12 protein-coding genes are annotated in these 16,720 nt (G+C 52.8%); 9 read left to right on the top strand and 3 right to left on the bottom strand.

Translation table 11 applies throughout. The annotated features are described in order from the left end of the window. The first annotated feature begins 45 nt into the window (after nucleotides 1–45). Nucleotides 46–1,188, top strand: a complete 1,143-nt coding sequence (locus AC534G_RS04935; protein WP_110496987.1) for a glycerate kinase — start codon at nucleotides 46–48, stop codon at nucleotides 1,186–1,188. A gap of 41 nt (nucleotides 1,189–1,229) precedes the next feature. Here the strand turns inward: AC534G_RS04935 and barA are convergent, their stop codons facing one another. After that, nucleotides 1,230–3,986, bottom strand: coding sequence for a two-component sensor histidine kinase BarA (barA, locus tag AC534G_RS04940; protein WP_038633206.1), 2,757 nt, complete (start codon nucleotides 3,984–3,986; stop codon nucleotides 1,230–1,232). A 57-nt stretch (nucleotides 3,987–4,043) separates the two neighbouring features. Between barA and rlmD the strand changes: the two genes are divergently transcribed. The 5 genes from rlmD to eno all read left to right on the top strand — a co-directional run bounded on the left by rlmD (nucleotide 4,044) and on the right by eno (nucleotide 11,846). Next, nucleotides 4,044–5,342 carry a 23S rRNA (uracil(1939)-C(5))-methyltransferase RlmD gene (gene rlmD, locus AC534G_RS04945; RefSeq protein ID WP_110496989.1) on the top strand — a complete coding sequence of 433 codons (1,299 nt, stop codon included), beginning with the start codon at nucleotides 4,044–4,046 and terminating at the stop codon, nucleotides 5,340–5,342. Nucleotides 5,343–5,442: 100 nt separating this feature from the next. Beyond that, the gene (gene relA, locus AC534G_RS04950) at nucleotides 5,443–7,677 is read left to right on the top strand and encodes a GTP diphosphokinase (RefSeq protein WP_042310708.1); all 2,235 of its coding nucleotides are present in this window, start codon (nucleotides 5,443–5,445) and stop codon (nucleotides 7,675–7,677) included. A gap of 130 nt (nucleotides 7,678–7,807) precedes the next feature. Beyond that, on the top strand, nucleotides 7,808–8,599 hold the full coding sequence (gene mazG / locus AC534G_RS04955; protein WP_110498791.1) for a nucleoside triphosphate pyrophosphohydrolase: 792 nt from the start codon (nucleotides 7,808–7,810) through the stop codon (nucleotides 8,597–8,599). Nucleotides 8,600–8,823: 224 nt separating this feature from the next. Next, complete coding sequence (gene pyrG, locus AC534G_RS04960; protein WP_005130912.1) at nucleotides 8,824–10,461, top strand: glutamine hydrolyzing CTP synthase; 1,638 nt, start codon at nucleotides 8,824–8,826, stop codon at nucleotides 10,459–10,461. 86 nt (nucleotides 10,462–10,547) lie between these two features. Next, nucleotides 10,548–11,846: a phosphopyruvate hydratase gene (gene eno / locus AC534G_RS04965; protein WP_003034129.1), complete on the top strand. Its 1,299-nt coding sequence runs from the start codon at nucleotides 10,548–10,550 to the stop codon at nucleotides 11,844–11,846. Nucleotides 11,847–11,901: 55 nt separating this feature from the next. Here the strand turns inward: eno and AC534G_RS04970 are convergent, their stop codons facing one another. Next, nucleotides 11,902–12,726, bottom strand: coding sequence for a MurR/RpiR family transcriptional regulator (locus AC534G_RS04970; protein WP_087856940.1), 825 nt, complete (start codon nucleotides 12,724–12,726; stop codon nucleotides 11,902–11,904). Nucleotides 12,727–12,892: 166 nt separating this feature from the next. Between AC534G_RS04970 and AC534G_RS04975 the strand changes: the two genes are divergently transcribed. The 3 genes from AC534G_RS04975 (at nucleotide 12,893) to queE (ending at nucleotide 15,881) form a co-directional block, all read left to right on the top strand. Further along, nucleotides 12,893–14,449 carry a maltose/glucose-specific PTS transporter subunit IIC gene (locus tag AC534G_RS04975; RefSeq protein WP_110498792.1) on the top strand — a complete coding sequence of 519 codons (1,557 nt, stop codon included), beginning with the start codon at nucleotides 12,893–12,895 and terminating at the stop codon, nucleotides 14,447–14,449. Continuing rightward, on the top strand, nucleotides 14,449–15,138 hold the full coding sequence (locus AC534G_RS04980; RefSeq protein WP_110496991.1) for an N-acetylmannosamine-6-phosphate 2-epimerase: 690 nt from the start codon (nucleotides 14,449–14,451) through the stop codon (nucleotides 15,136–15,138). The genes AC534G_RS04975 and AC534G_RS04980 overlap by 1 nt, the downstream gene beginning before the upstream one ends. A 71-nt stretch (nucleotides 15,139–15,209) precedes the next feature. Further along, a complete protein-coding gene (queE, locus tag AC534G_RS04985; RefSeq protein ID WP_110496993.1) occupies nucleotides 15,210–15,881 on the top strand; it encodes a 7-carboxy-7-deazaguanine synthase QueE in 672 nt (223 codons plus the stop codon). 47 nt (nucleotides 15,882–15,928) lie between these two features. Here the strand turns inward: queE and queD are convergent, their stop codons facing one another. Continuing rightward, the gene (queD, locus tag AC534G_RS04990) at nucleotides 15,929–16,291 is read right to left on the bottom strand and encodes a 6-carboxytetrahydropterin synthase QueD (RefSeq protein WP_110496995.1); all 363 of its coding nucleotides are present in this window, start codon (nucleotides 16,289–16,291) and stop codon (nucleotides 15,929–15,931) included. Nucleotides 16,292–16,720 lie beyond the last annotated feature (429 nt).

Consider the following 16,720-nt stretch of genomic DNA (forward strand, 5'->3'; position numbering starts at 1 on the left):
CTCCTGGTGTATGCTTAACACAGTCAACATGCGTAAGGATGCTTTATGAAAATAGTGATCGCACCGGATTCCTATAAGGAAAGTTTGAGTGCGCTTGAAGTCGCAACGGCGATTGAACTGGGATTCCGTGAGATCTGGCCTGAGGCGGATTACGTGAAGATCCCGGTCGCAGATGGCGGTGAGGGAACGGTCGAAGCGATGGTTGCCGCTACGCAAGGCCACCTTGTGCATGTTGATGTTACCGGCCCTTTGGGCAATACAATTCAGGCTTTTTATGGTTTATCCGGCGATGAGCGCACGGCGTTTATTGAAATGGCAGCCGCCAGCGGGCTGGAGCAGGTTCCTGCTAATTTACGCGATCCGCTGAAAACGACCTCCTGGGGAACCGGGGAGCTAATTCGTCATGCGCTGGATGCGGGCGTGGAGCATATCATCATTGGGATTGGCGGTAGCGCTACCAATGATGGCGGTGCTGGTATGGTGCAGGCGCTGGGCGCAAGATTGCTGGATGCGCAAGATGAAGATATTGCTCATGGCGCGATGGGCCTGGAATCGCTCACCCGGATTGATATCTCGCAGTTAGACCCGCGTCTTGCCGGATGTCGTATCGAAGTGGCCTGCGACGTCACTAACCCGTTGACCGGTAAAGAAGGAGCCTCAGTGGTCTTTGGCCCACAAAAGGGGGCGACGACGGAGATGATTCCGCGTCTTGATCGGGCGCTTACGCACTATGCGCAACTGATCGCGCGCGATCTGGACGTCAATGTGCTGGAGCTGGCCGGCGGTGGCGCTGCTGGCGGTATGGGGGCGGCGCTGTATGCGTTTTGCGGCGCACAGCTACGCCGCGGTATTGAGATCGTGACGGATGCGTTACGCCTGGATGCCTGCGTTGCGGATGCTGACTTAGTGGTGACAGGTGAAGGGCGTATCGACAGCCAGACTATTCACGGTAAGGTTCCGGTTGGCGTGGCGAAGATCGCAAAGCGTTACAACAAACCGGTGATCGGCATTGCCGGTAGCCTGACGGCGGATGTCGGTGTTGTACACCTACATGGGCTGGATGCGGTTTTCAGCGTCATCTATACCATTTGTTCGCTGGATGAGGCGCTGAAGAATGCAAGTGAGAACGTACGCATGACCGCGCGCAACGTGGCTGCGACGCTGAAAGCGGGGCAACAGTTACGCTGAGTTACAGGCCGGATGGCGGTCACGCCGCCATCCGGCGAATATCAGCCCAACAACTTCTTCGCTTCGCGGGCAACGTTGTCCATTTCATCCAGCAGCTCTAAAAACTCAGGCTCCAGCTCTTCTTCTTTGGTCCCGCTACGTAATTGTTGCTCAATGAGCTGGCACAGGTTTTTCATGCGCGGGACGCCGCTATAGCCGCAACTACCGTGCAGCTTATGAATCATATCCACCAGCCCTTCAGGGTTTTCGCCTACCAGTTGTTCTTCAATTTTGTTGCGCACCTCGGGTAGAAAATCGAGCAGCATTTGCAGCATATCCCGCGCCAGATCGTTTTTCCCTGCGGCTTGTCTTAATGCCAGTTGCCAGTCGAGCGTGGTATTCGGATTGACGACCGGCTCCGGAGGTTCAACTGCGAGCGCCCTAAGCGATGTGGCCGCGCCGGGTTTGTAGCGTAACAGGAGATTGTGCAGCTTATCTTCTTCGATAGGCTTCGCCAGGTAATCATTCATCCCGGCGCTGAGCAGCTTCTCTTTTTGCCCGGCCATCGCATGCGCGGTGACCGCAATAACTGGCGTCTGTTGTTGATGAGGCAACTGGTGGATCAGTTCGCAGGCGCGAATACCGTCCATGTCGGGCATCTGAATATCCATCAGGATCAGATCAAACGGCATCTGTTTGGCGCGATCCACCGCCTGGTGCCCGCTGTCGCAGAGTACGACGTGCTGTACCTTATCTTCCAGCAGTGCGCCGATCAGCTTGAGGTTCGCCGGGTTGTCGTCCACCGCCATAACGGTCATGGCGATTTTGCTCTCATCTGGCAATGGCTGATCCGCGCTGTAGTTCAACTGGCAATACTCTGTCAGCGCAGGCAGTAGTCGGGTTGAGGTGAGAGGCTTCAGCAGACACGCCGCCGCGCCGCCTTGTTTCAATTTCTCGGCGTTAATCTGTGCGTGACAGGGCAGGGCTAATAACAGGAAATCGGTCATCGCCGCTGCGCTTGCCAGCCGCTCATGTTGCATGGTGAGCGGTTCGCGCAACGTGACCGGAATGCCAATCAGCAGAATATCGTAGTGATCCTTCGGCAGCCCGGAGAATGAAGGGCTGTAAATCACCTCCAGCGGCGTTTCACTTAATATATCTAACGTGCATTGCGCGGCAGTGGCGTTAGGTTCGACATAAGCCAGTCGTTTACCAGCAAGGCACCGGGTTGTCGAGCGATCGATGAGAACGTTAGGGTTGAGATCGAGACTAATATGGAACCAGAAGGTGGATCCGCGGTTCGGCTGGCTATGGAAGGAGATATCCCCGCCCATCTCGTTGACCAGTTTTTGCGTAATGACCAGACCCAGTCCGGTACCGCCGTGGCGGCGGGAAATACTGGCGTCCGCCTGACGGAAGGCCTGGAACAGGCGTGACTGATCGCGCTCAGGGATACCGATGCCGGTATCGCGGATTTGCACTTCAATTTGCACTTTCGTGTTACTGAGGGCGCGTTTCTCGACCAGAATGTCGATATTACCGCCTTCGGTAAATTTGATGGCATTGCCGACCAGATTGGTAATGACCTGCTGTAAGCGCAGCGGGTCGCCGATGACGTTGTCCGGCACATCATTCTTAATATTCAGCGTCAGCTCAAGCCCTTTATCATGGGACGAATGCGCTAACAGCGTGACGACGTCATCCAGCGTGCTGCGTAGCGGGAACGGAATGCTTTCCAGAATGAGCTTGCCCGCTTCCAGTTTGGAGAAATCGAGCACATCATTGATGATGGCCAGCAGATTGTTGGCCGATCGCTCAATCGTATTCAGGTGATCGCGTTGCGTGGTGTTAAGCTCGGTTTTCAGCGTCAGGCGCGTAAAGCCAATCACGCCATTCAGCGGGGTGCGTAGCTCGTGCGACATGTTAGCCAGGAACTCAGACTTAATTCGGGCCGCCTCCTGTGCGCGTTTTTTCGCCAGATCCAGTTCGACGTTCTGAATTTCCATCTGCTCCAGGGTTTCACGCAGGTCGGAAGTCGCCTGATCGATATTGTGCTGCATCTCTTCATGGTAGGCTGCAAGAGACATCGCCATCGAGTTGATACCGTTTTTGAGCATATCCAGCTCGCCCAGCATGAAACCTTCCACACGGCTGTCGAGCTGCCCTCTACGTATACGGTCAACGGTATTCACCATGTTGCGAATCGGGCCGGTTACGTCGCGCATCAGACGCCAGCCGAAAATTAACGCAATACCAATACAAAACAGCATCATTACGCTGGAGATAAAGATCTCTTTATATTGCTGCAGTCGAACCGACTTGAGGTCCAGTTCAAGCGCTACATACCCCAGCATATTTTGCGTATTTTTGGCGTCGCTTATGGCAGATTCATCCGGCGAATAGCTTTCCGATATAATTGGCGTTCGCAGGATCATAATATCCCCGAGCCGGGTGACGCTCAGCTTACGGGGAAACGGTGAACCGGTCGCCAGCTGCATTTCAGACGGATCGAGATGAAAATTGGAGGTGACAAACAGCCGGTTATTCTCGTCATATACAGAAATTGCCCGCACGATATCGGAATGGCGGCGATGCAGTACGCTGATGAGCTGGCCGATGGATTCCCTGTTTTGCAGGTTCATGCCATATTCGCTGGAGACCGCCAGTGGCTCTATGATACTGGCGCCGGCATCTTCCAGTTGACGCTGCAAGTCGTTATAGCGATGCACAACAAAAAAGATACTGAGCAGCAAACCAATCAGGACGGTCGGGGCCAGGATCAGAATCATCATGCGTGCGCGCAGGCTGTAGTTGGTCATGGAGTTCCGTTATGGGACAATTAGGGTCACACTGTTAAATAGAGAAATATCTCGTCGATGGCGCAATTCTACTCTGCAAAACGACGCGTGACGACGCGTCAGATCATAACCGTTACCGTCAATGACCTCGATCCTTTTGGTCAGGGTGTCGCTCGCCATAACGGAAAGGCGTTGTTTATACCAGAATTGCTACCCCAGGAAAGCGCAGAGGTGGTGATTACCGAAGATAAAAAACAGTTCGCCCGCGCGCAAGTAAAACGACGTTTAAACGACAGTCCACAACGTGAAGTGCCACGTTGCCCGCATTTTGGCGTCTGTGGCGGTTGCCAGCAGCAGCACGCCAGCATCCCGTTGCAGCAGCGTAGCAAAAGCGCGGCGTTAGCGCGTTTAATGAAATGTGAAGTGTCGGATGTTATAGCTGATACCCCGTGGGGCTATCGTCGTCGCGCACGTTTGAGCCTGAACTATCGGTCAAAAGAACAAAAATTGCAGATGGGTTTTCGCAAATCCGGTTCCAGCGACATTATTGATGTCAAACAATGCCCTATTCTGGTGCCCCAACTTGAAGCGCTGTTGCCCCACATCAGGGCGTGTCTGGAGAGTTTGCAAGGGTTACGTCATCTCGGTCATGTTGAGCTGGTGCAGGCAGGGAGCGGCGCGTTGATGATTTTGCGCCACACGGCGCCATTAAGTGCTGCGGATAAAGAAAAACTGGAATGCTTTTCGCATTCTCAGGGGCTGTCTTTGTTTCTGGCCCCGCAAAGCGAGATACTGGAATCAGTATCAGAAGAATCGCCCTGGTATGACTCAAATGGACTACGGTTAAGCTTCAGCCCGCGTGATTTTATTCAGGTCAATGCAGGGGTAAACCAAAAAATGGTCGCCTGTGCGCTGGAATGGCTGGATGTGCGACCTGAAGATCGCGTGCTCGATCTGTTCTGCGGTATGGGGAATTTTACTCTGCCGCTGGCTGTGCGGGCAGCAAGCGTGGTGGGGGTTGAAGGAGTACCGGCGCTGGTCGAAAAAGCCCGGGAAAACGCGCTGAATAACGGATTACACAACGTGACATTCTTTCATGAAAACCTTGAGGAGGATGTTACCCAGCAGCCGTGGGCGAAAAACGGATTCGACAAAGTATTGCTCGATCCTGCGCGTGCGGGGGCTGCCGGTGTGATGCAACATATTATAAAATTAAGCCCTGGTCGCGTTGTTTATGTATCCTGTAACCCAGCAACGCTGGCTCGTGACAGCGACGCTTTGCTCAACGCGGGATATGCCATACGGCGACTGGCGATGCTCGATATGTTCCCGCACACTGGACACCTGGAATCGATGGTCCTGTTTGAGCATTTGTAATGAAATTTGTACCCATTGGATTTCGGGTTGTAATGCAGCATGAAAGACAATGGGTATGGCTTGTCGACTTCGACAGGCCAGGCCCCTAAAGGAGAGGACAATGGTTGCGGTAAGAAGTGCACATATAAATAAAGCTGGTGAGTTTGATCCCAAGAAATGGATCGCGAGTCTGGGAATCTCCAGCCAGCAGTCGTGTGAACGCTTAGCCGAAACCTGGGCGTACTGCCAGCAGCAAACACAGGGACATCCTGATGCGGATTTGCTGCTATGGCGTGGCGTGGAGATGGTAGAAATACTCTCTATGTTGAGCATGGATATCGACACGCTGCGTGCGGCAATGCTGTTTCCTCTGGCGGATGCCAACGTGGTCAGTGAGGACATCCTGCGCGAAAGCGTGGGTAAATCCATTGTGCATCTTATCCATGGCGTGCGCGATATGGCGGCGATACGCCAGCTGAAAGCTACGCATACCGATTCAGTCTCTTCCGAGCAGGTCGATAACGTCCGCCGTATGCTGCTGGCAATGGTGGATGATTTCCGCTGCGTGGTCATCAAGCTGGCGGAGAGGATCGCGCATCTGCGTGAAGTGAAAGACGCACCGGAAGATGAACGCGTTCTGGCGGCAAAAGAGTGCACCAATATCTATGCGCCGCTGGCCAACCGTTTGGGCATCGGGCAATTAAAATGGGAGCTGGAAGATTACTGCTTCCGCTACCTGCACCCGGCCGAATACAAACGCATTGCCAAGCTGCTGCACGAGCGTCGCATCGATCGCGAACACTATATTGAAGAGTTCGTTGGTCATCTGCGCTCAGAAATGAAAACGGAAGGCGTCAAAGCCGAAGTGTACGGGCGTCCGAAGCATATCTACAGCATCTGGCGTAAAATGCAGAAAAAGCAGTTAGCCTTCGATGAGCTGTTTGATGTGCGCGCGGTGCGCATCGTGGCGGAGCGTCTACAGGACTGCTATGCCGCGCTCGGGATAGTACATACTCACTATCGCCATCTGCCGGATGAGTTCGATGATTACGTCGCTAATCCAAAACCCAACGGCTACCAGTCGATCCATACGGTTGTGTTAGGGCCGGGTGGAAAAACCATTGAAATTCAGATCCGCACCAAACAGATGCACGAAGATGCCGAACTGGGCGTGGCGGCGCACTGGAAGTACAAAGAAGGGACTGCGTCAGGCGCGGCGCGTTCTGGGCATGAAGACCGCATTGCGTGGCTGCGTAAGCTGATCGCCTGGCAGGAAGAAATGGCGGATTCCGGCGAAATGCTGGATGAAGTGCGCAGCCAGGTCTTCGATGACCGGGTTTACGTCTTTACGCCAAAAGGTGACGTTGTTGACTTACCTGCAGGCTCCACGCCGCTGGACTTTGCTTACCACATTCACAGTGATGTAGGACATCGTTGCATTGGCGCGAAAATTGGTGGGCGTATCGTACCGTTTACCTACCAGTTACAGATGGGCGATCAAATTGAAATTATCACCCAGAAACAGCCAAACCCAAGCCGTGACTGGTTGAACCCTAACCTTGGCTATGTGACCACCAGCCGTGGTCGCTCGAAGATCCACGCCTGGTTCCGTAAACAAGATCGTGACAAAAACATCCTTGCGGGCCGCCAGATCCTCGACGATGAGCTTGCGCACCTGGGCATTAGCCTGAAAGAGGCGGAAAAACATCTGCTGCCGCGCTACAGCTTCAATGAACTGGATGAACTGCTGGCGGCGATTGGCGGAGGAGACATCCGTCTCAACCAGATGGTGAACTTCCTGCAGGCGCAGTTTAATAAGCCCAGCGCTGCCGAGCAGGATGCAGCCGCGCTGAAACAGCTTCAGCAGAAAACCCAGGCGCCGCAGAGTCGCCGTAAAGACGATGGTCGCGTCGTGGTGGAAGGGGTCGGTAACCTGATGCACCACATCGCGCGCTGCTGCCAGCCGATTCCTGGCGATGAAATCGTTGGGTTTATCACCCAGGGGCGCGGTATTTCCGTGCACCGGGCCGATTGCGAACAGTTGGCAGAGCTGCGTTCACACGCGCCGGAGCGGATTGTTGATGCGGTTTGGGGCGAAAGCTACTCGGCGGGATACTCGCTGGTGGTTCGCGTACAGGCCAACGATCGCAGCGGTTTATTGCGTGATATCACCACCATTCTTGCCAACGAGAAAGTGAACGTGCTGGGGGTTGCCAGCCGGAGCGATACCAAGCAACAGTTGGCCACCATCGATATGACCATCGAAATCTATAACCTGCAGGTGCTCGGACGCGTGCTTGGCAAGCTGAACCAGGTGCCGGATGTGATCGACGCGCGGCGGTTGCACGGCAATTAATTATTTTGTAGGCCGGATAATCTTGTAGGCCTGATAAAACGCGTTAGCGTTGCCATCAGGCATTGCCATGTTGCCGGATATCGGCTATCGCCTTATCCGGTCTACCGTATTGAAATTTCAGGATTTTCACATGAACCAAATCGATCGACTGCTCGGTATTATGCAGCGCTTGCGCGACCCGGAAAACGGCTGTCCGTGGGATAAAGAGCAGACATTCGCCACTATTGCCCCTTACACTCTCGAAGAAACCTATGAAGTACTGGATGCGATTGCGCGTAAAGACTTCGACGATCTGCGCGGAGAGCTCGGCGACCTGCTGTTCCAGGTGGTGTTTTATGCTCAGATGGCGCAGGAAGAAGGCCGTTTTGATTTCAATGATATCTGCGCCGCCATCAGCGATAAGCTTGAACGCCGGCATCCGCATGTATTCGCTGATGTTTCTGCCAGCAACAGTACTGAAGTGCTAACCCGCTGGGAGCAAATTAAAAGCGAAGAACGCGCCGGGAAAGCACAGCATTCCGCACTCGACGATATTCCCCGCAGTTTACCGGCGTTAATGCGCGCCCAGAAAATCCAGAAACGCTGCTCTAATGTTGGCTTCGATTGGAAAACATTAGGACCGGTTGTCGACAAGGTTTATGAAGAGATCGACGAAGTCATGTTTGAGGCAAAGCAGGCTGTTGTCGACCAGGCTAAACTGGAGGAGGAAATGGGCGATCTGCTGTTTGCCACAGTCAACATGGCTCGTCATCTGGGGACAAAAGCCGAGACTGCGTTACAAAAAGCGAACGAGAAATTTGAACGACGTTTTCGTGAAGTTGAGCGAATTGTCGCTGCTCGTGGTCTGGAAATGACGGGTGTTGATCTGGAAACGATGGAAGAAGTCTGGCAACAGGTAAAACGGCAGGAAATTGATCTCTAAGGGATTTCGTCGGTCAAGGGCGTTTTGTGTGATTTTTTAAATAACAAGCGCTTGATTTACGTCAAAAACATTTACCTCAAAGGGGCTATTTTCTCACTCCCGATGTTAATGTGAGCCTGGTGAAGAGGAGGGATAATGAAAGTTTGTGGCGCTCGTCATGTTCGGGTATACTACTTTCCCGTCTTGGTAATTCCATCGTTTCACCCTAACTTCTCAGGTCCAGCATGACAACGAACTATATTTTTGTGACCGGCGGGGTCGTATCCTCTCTGGGAAAAGGCATTGCCGCAGCCTCCCTCGCAGCCATTCTTGAAGCCCGTGGCCTCAACGTGACCATGATGAAACTGGATCCGTACATCAACGTCGATCCGGGTACTATGAGCCCAATCCAACACGGGGAAGTGTTCGTTACCGAAGACGGCGCTGAAACCGACCTGGACCTGGGTCACTATGAGCGTTTCATCCGTACGAAAATGAGCCGCCGCAACAACTTCACCACGGGGCGTATCTACTCTGACGTTCTGCGTAAAGAACGCCGTGGCGACTATCTGGGCGCTACTGTTCAGGTTATCCCGCATATCACCAACGCAATTAAAGAGCGCGTTCTGGAAGGCGGCGAAGGTCATGATGTTGTTCTGGTCGAAATCGGCGGAACCGTTGGGGATATCGAATCTCTGCCGTTCCTTGAAGCGATTCGCCAAATGGCCGTAGAAATTGGCCGTGAGCACACGCTGTTTATGCATCTGACGCTGGTTCCGTACATGGCGGCGGCAGGTGAAGTCAAAACGAAACCGACTCAGCACTCTGTAAAAGAGCTGCTTTCTATCGGTATTCAGCCAGATATCCTGATCTGCCGCTCCGATCGCGCAGTTCCGGCGAATGAACGTGCGAAAATTGCATTGTTCTGTAACGTTCCGGAAAAAGCGGTGATTTCTCTGAAAGATGTCGATTCCATCTATAAAATTCCGGGCCTGTTGAAATCCCAGGGCCTTGACGATTATATTTGTAAACGATTCAGCTTGAACTGTCCGGAAGCTAATCTGTCAGAATGGGAACAGGTTATCTACGAAGAAGCGAATCCGGCAGGTGAAGTGACTATCGGTATGGTCGGCAAGTATATTGAACTGCCGGACGCCTATAAGTCAGTGATTGAAGCGCTGAAGCACGGTGGTCTGAAGAATCGTGTCACCGTCAACATCAAGCTGATCGATTCGCAGGATGTCGAAACGCGCGGCGTTGAGATCCTGAAAGGTCTTGATGCTATCCTGATCCCTGGCGGCTTCGGCTACCGTGGTGTTGAAGGTAAAATCGCGACGGCGCGCTTTGCGCGTGAGAACAATATTCCTTATCTGGGCATTTGCCTGGGTATGCAGGTTGCGTTGATTGAGTTTGCGCGTAACGTAGTGGGTATGGACAACGCCAACTCCACGGAATTTGTGCCAGACTGTAAGTACCCGGTGGTGGCTCTGATTACCGAATGGCGTGACGAAGACGGCAACGTCGAAGTCCGTACCGAGAAGAGCGATCTGGGTGGCACCATGCGTCTTGGCGCGCAGCAGTGTCAACTGAGCGATGAAAGCCTGGTCCGTCAACTGTACGGCACGCCGACAATCGTTGAACGCCACCGTCACCGCTACGAAGTCAACAATATGCTGTTGAAACAGATTGAAGCTGCTGGTCTGCGTGTTGCAGGCCGTTCCGGTGATGATCAGTTGGTCGAGATCATCGAGGTACCGAATCATCCGTGGTTCGTGGCCTGTCAGTTCCACCCGGAATTTACTTCCACGCCACGTGATGGGCACCCGCTGTTTGCCGGCTTTGTGAAAGCCGCCAGTGAACATCAGAAGCGTCAGGCGAAGTAAGAAGTAAAAAGTTAGAACGGCAATGCACCCATTCGGGTGCATTGTTTGTCTGGAGTTTTAGTTTAACTTGTACTGAGGAAAACCTAATGTCCAAAATCGTTAAAATCATCGGTCGTGAAATCATCGACTCCCGTGGTAACCCGACTGTTGAAGCCGAAGTACACCTGGAAGGTGGTTTCGTTGGTATGGCAGCAGCTCCGTCAGGTGCTTCTACTGGTTCCCGCGAAGCACTGGAACTGCGCGATGGCGACAAATCCCGTTTCATGGGTAAAGGCGTACTGAAAGCTGTTGCAGCTGTTAACGGCCCAATTGCTCAGGCTCTGCTGGGTAAAGATGCTAAAGATCAGGCTGGCATCGACAAGATCATGATCGATCTGGACGGTACTGAAAACAAATCCAACTTCGGTGCAAACGCCATCCTGGCTGTGTCCCTGGCGAACGCCAAAGCAGCAGCTGCTGCTAAAGGCCTGCCGCTGTATGCACACATCGCTGAACTGAACGGTACTCCGGGCAAATACTCCATGCCGGTTCCGATGATGAACATCATCAACGGTGGTGAGCACGCTGACAACAACGTCGACATCCAGGAGTTCATGATTCAGCCGGTTGGCGCTAAGACTCTGAAAGAAGCCGTACGTATGGGTTCTGAAGTGTTCCACAACCTGGCTAAAGTTCTGAAAGCTAAAGGTATGAACACTGCAGTTGGTGACGAAGGCGGCTACGCGCCGAACCTGGGCTCCAACGCTGAAGCTCTGGCTGTAATCGCTGAAGCGGTTAAAGCAGCTGGCTACGAGCTGGGCAAAGACATCACTCTGGCGATGGACTGTGCAGCTTCTGAATTCTACAAAGACGGTAAATACGTTCTGGCTGGCGAAGGCAACAAAGCGTTCACCTCCGAAGAATTCACCCACTTCCTGGAAGAACTGACCAAACAGTACCCGATCGTGTCCATCGAAGATGGTCTGGACGAGTCTGACTGGGACGGTTTCGCATACCAGACTAAAGTTCTGGGCGACAAAATCCAGCTGGTTGGTGACGATCTGTTCGTAACCAACACCAAAATCCTGAAAGAAGGCATCGAAAAAGGCATCGTTAACTCCATCCTGATCAAATTCAACCAGATCGGTTCTCTGACCGAAACTCTGGCTGCGATCAAAATGGCGAAAGACGCTGGCTACACCGCTGTCATCTCTCACCGTTCTGGCGAAACTGAAGACGCTACCATCGCTGACCTGGCTGTTGGTACCGCTGCAGGCCAGATCAAAACCGGTTCTATGAGCCGTTCTGACCGCGTAGCTAAGTACAACCAGCTGATTCGTATCGAAGAAGCGCTGGGCGAACAAGCTCCGTACAACGGTCGTAAAGAGATCAAAGGTCAGGCGTAATCCTGTTCTTTAACTCTTAACGTAAAAACCCGCTGCGGCGGGTTTTTTTATGCCTTTAAAGTAGTAGTGGTAAGGTCGCACTCGCCGTTTGCTGGCTCACATCGCTGTACTTTTCATCCAGTCCAATCAGCGACGTGGTGAGCAGTTCCACCAACAGCATGACACCCACCTTGGCGTTTAGCGCGCCGGCGCTCAACGGACCTTCTGGTTTGGCTGCGACCAGTTGAATATCACTCAGCGATGCCAGTGGACTACGCGGTGTATTACTTAGCGCCAGTACGCGTACGCCTTGCTTACGCGCCAGCTTTACGACATGCAGCAGATCGCGCGTGGATCCCGAACTGGATATCGCCACTACCAGCGTATCTTTGCTTAGCGTTGTAGCGTTCATAGCAGCACGGTGCATGTCGCTGAACAATTGCGCGGGTTTGCCGAGGCGCAGGAGTTTGTAATGTAAATATTCCCCCAGAATAGCGCTGGCCGCTACGCCATAAATTTGTACCGACTGAGCCTGATGCAGCGCCAGAGCGGCTGCTTCCAGTAATGTTCTGTCGAGTAATTTTGCCGTGTCCTGCAGCGCTTGCACGGATTCATTGACCACATTGTCAATCTCATCACCGCTGTGCTCTACCGGCTCTCCTTGCCGGAGATCGAGTGCCAGCGCCATCTTAAATTCGTTATAGCCCTTACACCCCAGCGTACGGCACAGACGCGTGACGCTCGCCTCGCTGGTGTCGCTTTCACGCGCCAGTTCGGTAATCGTCAGATAGACCACTCTTGCCGGATCGCTAAGCACAAACTCTCCCAGCTTTTGTTGAGTTCGACTATATCCATCAACGCCCTGGCGCAATCTCAGCAGCAGGTTTTCATTTTCTGACATGCAAAATCCTTAATGCGTTTCTCTGCCGATAGTGTGGCGGAAAGCAGGGGAGAGATGCCAGTCATTTTAAAAAAGTATGATCGGCGTCCTGATTTTTTGATGGTAATTTTCATTTTTAAAATTAATTATGGTAAAAATTTTCATCAATGATCGGGGAGATGAAAAAATGATGCAAATATTTAGCGGCGCTTCGTCAGGCGCATGGTTTGAAAAAGCGCAGCGGTTCGGCAAATCGTTCATGCTACCGATTGCGGTATTGCCCGCAGCGGGGTTGTTGTTGGGGATTGGTGGGGCTTTGTCGAATCCCAATACGCTGACGGCCTACCCATTCTTGAATGTCGACTGGCTGCAGGCAATCTTCACGATCATGACCAGCGCGGGTTCTATCGTGTTTGCCAACCTGTCGGTGCTTTTTGCGGTTGGTGTTGCCGTGGGACTGGCGAAAACGGATAAAGGCACGGCGGGCCTTGCGGCATTGCTGGCTTTTCTGGTGATGAATGCCACCATCAATGCTTTGTTAACGCTCAACGGAACGTTGGCGCACGAGAATCCAGGTGCTGTGGGCCAGGGAATGACGCTGGGCATTCAGACGCTGGAAACGGGCGTTTTTGGTGGGGTCGTGATTGGTCTGGTCACCTGCGCGCTGCATAGCCGTTTCAATAAAGTCTCACTCCCTCAGTTTCTTGGCTTTTTCAGTGGTTCGCGTTTTGTACCGATTATCAGCTCGCTTGCCGCGATTGTGGTGGGGGCGATCATGACGGTGGTGTGGCCGCATTTCCAAAAGCTAATTTTTGGACTGGGCGGTCTGGTGGATGCGACGGGCTATCTGGGGACGCTACTGTACGGTTTCATTCTGCGTATGCTTGGCCCACTGGGTTTACACCATATCTTTTATTTGCCGTTCTGGACAACAGCGCTGGGCGGGAGCGAAATCGTCAACGGTCAACTGGTCGAAGGCACCCAGCGTATTTTCTTTGCCCAACTTGCCGATCCGAATACGCAGCAGTTTTATGCCGGTACCTCGCGCTTTATGTCCGGGCGCTTTATCACCATGATGTTTGGCCTGCTTGGCGCATGCCTGGCGATGTACCACACGGCAAAACCGGAGAACAGAAAGCTTGTCGCCGGACTGTTGCTATCAGCGGCTCTGACCTCTTTCCTGACCGGCATCACTGAGCCTATTGAGTTCTCCTTCCTGTTTGTGGCTCCGGTGTTATATGTCATTCACGCCTTCTTCGATGGTCTGGCGTTTATGATGGCGCATATTTTACATATCACTATTGGGCAAACCTTTTCGGGGGGACTGATCGATTTCCTCCTCTTCGGCGTGCTACAGGGGGAAGCGAAAACCAACTGGATGTACGTCCCCCTGGTTGGGGTGCCGTGGTTCTTTCTTTACTACTTCACCTTCCGTTATTTGATTAACCGCTTTAACTGGCTGACGCCGGGGCGTGAGAGCGCTACCCAGGTGGAGTCCGGTCTGCCTCAGAGCGAACGCGCAGCGGCAGTCATCGCCGGGCTGGGAGGCAAAGAGAATCTGGAAGAGGTGGACTGCTGCGCCACACGCTTACGCGTGACGGTGAAAGAGAGCAGCAAGGTTGATGAAGCTGCGCTGAAAGCGACCGGAGCGCGCGGCGTAATTATTCGCGGCAACGGTGTTCAGGTGATTTATGGCCCGCATGTCACCATCATTAAAAATGAAGTCGAAGAGATCTTATCGTGATGAAAACTGTACTGGATTCCCTGAAAGGTAAATTAATTGTCTCCTGCCAGGCGCTGGAAAATGAACCCCTGCACAGCCCGTTTATTATGTCGCGTATGGCGCTGGCGGCAGCGCAGGGCGGTGCGGCAGGTATCCGTGCGAACAGCGTGGTAGATATTCGCGCGATCAAAGAGAGCGTCTCCCTGCCGGTAATAGGGATTATCAAGCGCGATTATCCGGGCAGCGATGTATTTATCACGGCCACCCTGCAGGAAGTGGATGAACTGATGACCGTTGAGCCGGAAATTATTGCTCTGGATGCGACAGCGCGACCGCGCCCCGGTGGGCAAACGCTGGAAGAACTGGTCACGCAAATCCGCGCCCGTTACCCGTCCGTACTGCTGATGGCGGATATCGCTACCGTCGATGAGGCGATAACAGCCGAGCGGCTGGGTTTTGACTGCGTGGGCACCACGCTCTATGGCTATACCGCCGACACTGCCGGGCATGTGCTGGCGGAAAACGACTGCGGTTTTTTACGTGAGGTGTTGGCGGCGGTCACCATACCGGTCGTGGCGGAAGGTAACGTCGATACCCCGGAACGCGCCGCACGTTGCCTGACATTAGGCGCACATACCGTGGTGGTTGGAGGCGCTATCACGCGTCCGCAGCAGATAACGGCACGCTTTGTCGCGGCGATCGCCTCGTAAAGCATCGATGGGGCATGATACTTTGGCGGGGATCTGCGATAATTAGCGTTTATCCCCATATTGAGAACGCTATGCAGTACCCGATTAACGAGATGTTCCAGACCCTGCAAGGTGAGGGTTACTTTACCGGCGTCCCCGCCATTTTTATTCGTTTACAGGGATGCCCGGTTGGCTGTGCCTGGTGCGATACCAAACACACCTGGGATAAGCTTGAGGATCGGGAAGTCTCCCTGTACAGCATCCTGGCGAAAACGAAAGAGAGCGATAAGTGGGGCGCGGCGAGCAGCGAAGATTTGCTGGCTGTTATTCAGCGTCAGAGCTATACCGCCCGTCATGTGGTGATCACCGGCGGTGAGCCCTGCATTCATGACCTGATGCCGCTGACTCACCTGCTGGAAAAGAACGGCTTTAGCTGCCAGATTGAAACCAGCGGTACCCACGAAGTACGCTGTACGCCGAATACCTGGGTGACCGTATCGCCGAAGGTGAATATGCGCGGTGGTTATGATGTGCTGTCACAGGCGCTGGAGCGCGCGAATGAAATCAAACATCCGGTCGGCCGCGTTCGCGATATTGAAGCGCTGGATGAACTGCTGGCAACGTTGAGCGATGATAAGCCGCGAATCATTGCCTTACAGCCAATCAGCCAGAAAGAAGACGCGACGCGTCTGTGCATTGATACCTGTATCGCGCGTAACTGGCGTCTGTCGATGCAGACCCATAAATACCTGAATATTGCCTGATAAATTTTGCCGGGTGGGCTTCGCATCGCCATCCGGCAAAGTCACAATCACTCGCCGCGATACACGCAACCCGCTGTGCAGGTCTCTTTTACCATCACTGCGCTCAGCAGAGGGACAACCGGTTTTACCTGATCCCAAATCCATTTTGCCAGCACTTCGCTGGTTGGGTTTTCTAAGCCTGGAATATCGTTCAGATAGTAGTGATCAAGTCTGTGATAAGTCGGCTTAAACGCCGCCTTTAACTCTGCGAAATCCATGATCCAACCGGTATGCGGATCGACTTCACCGGTAATTTCAAGACGCACCATAAATGAGTGACCATGCAGGCGACCACACTTATGCCCTTCCGGTACATGCGGCAGGCGGTGAGCGGCTTCGAAGGTGAAATCTTTAAACAAGGTGGTGGACATTTTTTACTCTCAAGAATGCGAAAAACCGCCGTAGGGTACCGTAAAGAGCAAATTTTATCATTAGTTAAAAGGGCGCAGAGTATCAGAACAATCCATTCATAAAGATAATGTTCAATAACTATTTATATATCAAATGCTTATTAAATCGATTTTGCTGTTAATAACTATAACTAAAACAGGTTAGTTCATTTGGTTATTTGTTATTTCTATCCCTTCTTTAGTTGTTACTATGCCCGCCGTTAACCTAATACTCGTCATACTTCGAGCTGCATGTGTGTTGGCTTCACTCTCTTATCCCAGTCACTTACTTCAGTAAGCTCCTGGGATTCGTTCACTTGCTGCCTTCATGCAACTCGAATTATTTAGAGTATTTTCATTTCTTTTTTTGGTGCCATTTGGGCACGAAAAACAGCTTTGCTTACTGGAACA

It is taken from the genome of Citrobacter sp. CRE-46 (assembly GCF_059615875.1).

What these genes read in the sequence shown, in the direction of transcription:
- AC534G_RS04935 (WP_110496987.1), top strand. Translation starts at nt 46, where the DNA reads ATGAAAATAGTGATCGCACCGGATTCCTATAAGGAAAGTTTGAGTGCG.
- barA (WP_038633206.1), bottom strand. Translation starts at nt 3,986, where the DNA reads ATGACCAACTACAGCCTGCGCGCACGCATGATGATTCTGATCCTGGCC.
- rlmD (WP_110496989.1), top strand. Translation starts at nt 4,044, where the DNA reads ATGGCGCAATTCTACTCTGCAAAACGACGCGTGACGACGCGTCAGATC.
- relA (WP_042310708.1), top strand. Translation starts at nt 5,443, where the DNA reads ATGGTTGCGGTAAGAAGTGCACATATAAATAAAGCTGGTGAGTTTGAT.
- mazG (WP_110498791.1), top strand. Translation starts at nt 7,808, where the DNA reads ATGAACCAAATCGATCGACTGCTCGGTATTATGCAGCGCTTGCGCGAC.
- pyrG (WP_005130912.1), top strand. Translation starts at nt 8,824, where the DNA reads ATGACAACGAACTATATTTTTGTGACCGGCGGGGTCGTATCCTCTCTG.
- eno (WP_003034129.1), top strand. Translation starts at nt 10,548, where the DNA reads ATGTCCAAAATCGTTAAAATCATCGGTCGTGAAATCATCGACTCCCGT.
- AC534G_RS04970 (WP_087856940.1), bottom strand. Translation starts at nt 12,726, where the DNA reads ATGTCAGAAAATGAAAACCTGCTGCTGAGATTGCGCCAGGGCGTTGAT.
- AC534G_RS04975 (WP_110498792.1), top strand. Translation starts at nt 12,893, where the DNA reads ATGATGCAAATATTTAGCGGCGCTTCGTCAGGCGCATGGTTTGAAAAA.
- AC534G_RS04980 (WP_110496991.1), top strand. Translation starts at nt 14,449, where the DNA reads ATGAAAACTGTACTGGATTCCCTGAAAGGTAAATTAATTGTCTCCTGC.
- queE (WP_110496993.1), top strand. Translation starts at nt 15,210, where the DNA reads ATGCAGTACCCGATTAACGAGATGTTCCAGACCCTGCAAGGTGAGGGT.
- queD (WP_110496995.1), bottom strand. Translation starts at nt 16,291, where the DNA reads ATGTCCACCACCTTGTTTAAAGATTTCACCTTCGAAGCCGCTCACCGC.